At 75.2% G+C, this 1,647-nt stretch carries 1 protein-coding gene; it reads right to left on the bottom strand.

All coding sequences use genetic code 11. From position 1 onward, the window contains the following. Window positions 1–457: 457 nt before the first annotated feature. A partial coding sequence (locus IH13_RS0127915) for an ABC transporter ATP-binding protein (protein WP_031088740.1) occupies window positions 458–1,647 on the bottom strand: 1,190 nt, incomplete at its 5' end.

Below are 1,647 nucleotides of genomic sequence, written 5' to 3'. Positions count from 1 at the left end.
GATGTGTATAAGAGACAGGGCGATCTGCGGGCCGACCCGGTCCATGCCCTGGAAGACGCGGTGCTTCTGGGGGCGCGGTGCTCCCGGGTGACGTGGGCGGCGTGCCTCCGCAACTGGCTGGGACGGTCCGGCGGCCGGGGCCGTCCCCGCGGTCAGCGAGCCGGCGCACGGTGGGCCCCTGCCCGGCGGCAGCCGGTCCGGCAGGGTCCTGCCCGCGCCCGGGGGCCCGACGCCAACCTGCTGCTCGGCGGGCCGGACCGCCAGGCCGACTCGGTGCGGGACACCGCCCGCTCCCGGCCCTGACCACGTCGAGGGCGCGGCGGAGCAGCGCACCGGCGGAGATCCGGCGCCGACGCGTCACCGGCCACCCGGGGTACCACGGGCGCCACGACGTCCGGGGCCCCGGGGCTTCCGGAGCCACGCGGATGTCCGTCACGCGTACTGCAACCCGGTGGGCTCACCCGTGCCAGGACCGCCACAGGGCCGCGTACGCGCCGTCCGCCGCCACCAGCGCGTCGTGACCGCCGAGCTCGGTGATCCGGCCGTCCTCCACGACCGCGATCACGTCCGCGTCGTGGGCGGTGTGCAGCCGGTGGGCGATGGCGATCACCGTACGGCCGTCCAGCACCTGGGCCAGGGAACGCTCCAGGTGCCGGGCGGCCCGCGGGTCGAGCAGCGAGGTCGCCTCGTCCAGCACCAGGGTGTGCGGGTCCGCCAGCACGAGACGGGCCAGGGCGATCTGCTGGGCCTGCGCCGGGGTCAGCGAGAGGCTCCCCGAACCGACCTCGGCGTCCAGGCCGCCCTCCAGGGCCCTGGCCCAGCCGTCCGCGTCGACCGCCGCGAGCGAGGCCCACAGCTCGGCGTCCCCGGCGTCCGTACGCGCCAGGAGCAGGTTGTCCCGGAGCGTCCCCACGAACACGTGGTGCTCCTGGTTGACCAGGGCCACATGGCTCCGCACCCGCTCGGCCGTCATCCGGGAGAGTTCGGCGCCGCCGAGGGTGACCTCACCGCTGCGGGGCGCGTAGATCCCCGCCAGCAGTCGGCCCAGCGTGGACTTGCCGGCGCCGGACGGTCCGACCAGTGCGACCCGCGTGCCCGGGGCGACGTCGAGTGACACGCCGTGCAGGACGTCCACACCGGCGCGGTAACCGAAGCACACCTCGTCCGCCCGGACCTCCCGGCCGTCCGGGCCGGTCAGGTCGTCGCCCGCCTCGGGCTCGATCTCCCGTACGCCCACGAGGCGGGCCAGGGACACCTGGGCGACCTGCAGCTCGTCGTACCAGCGCAGGATCAGGCCGATCGGGTCCACCATCATCTGCGCCAGCAGCGCCCCCGTCGTCAGCTGCCCGACGGTGAGCCAACCCTCGATCACGAACCAGCCGCCCAGCAGCAGCACCGCGCCCAGGATCGTGACGTAGGTGGCGTTGATGACGGGGAAGAGCACGGAGCGCAGGAACAGCGTGTACCGCTCCCACGCCGTCCACTCCTTGACGCGCCGGTCCGACAGGGCGACCCGGCGGGCCCCCAGGCGGTGCGCTTCCACGGTCCGCCCGGCGTCCACCGTCTCGGCCAGCACCGCGGCGACCGCCGCGTAACCGGCGGCCTCCGAACGGTACGCGGACGGCGCACGCCGGAAGTACCAGCGGC

Origin of the sequence: Streptomyces sp. NRRL WC-3549, assembly GCF_000721935.1 — a bacterium.
Classification (GTDB): Bacteria; Actinomycetota; Actinomycetes; order Streptomycetales; family Streptomycetaceae; genus Streptomyces.
The sequence above is the reverse complement of the archived record's forward strand: the minus strand, read 5'-3'. Positions and strand labels throughout refer to the sequence as shown.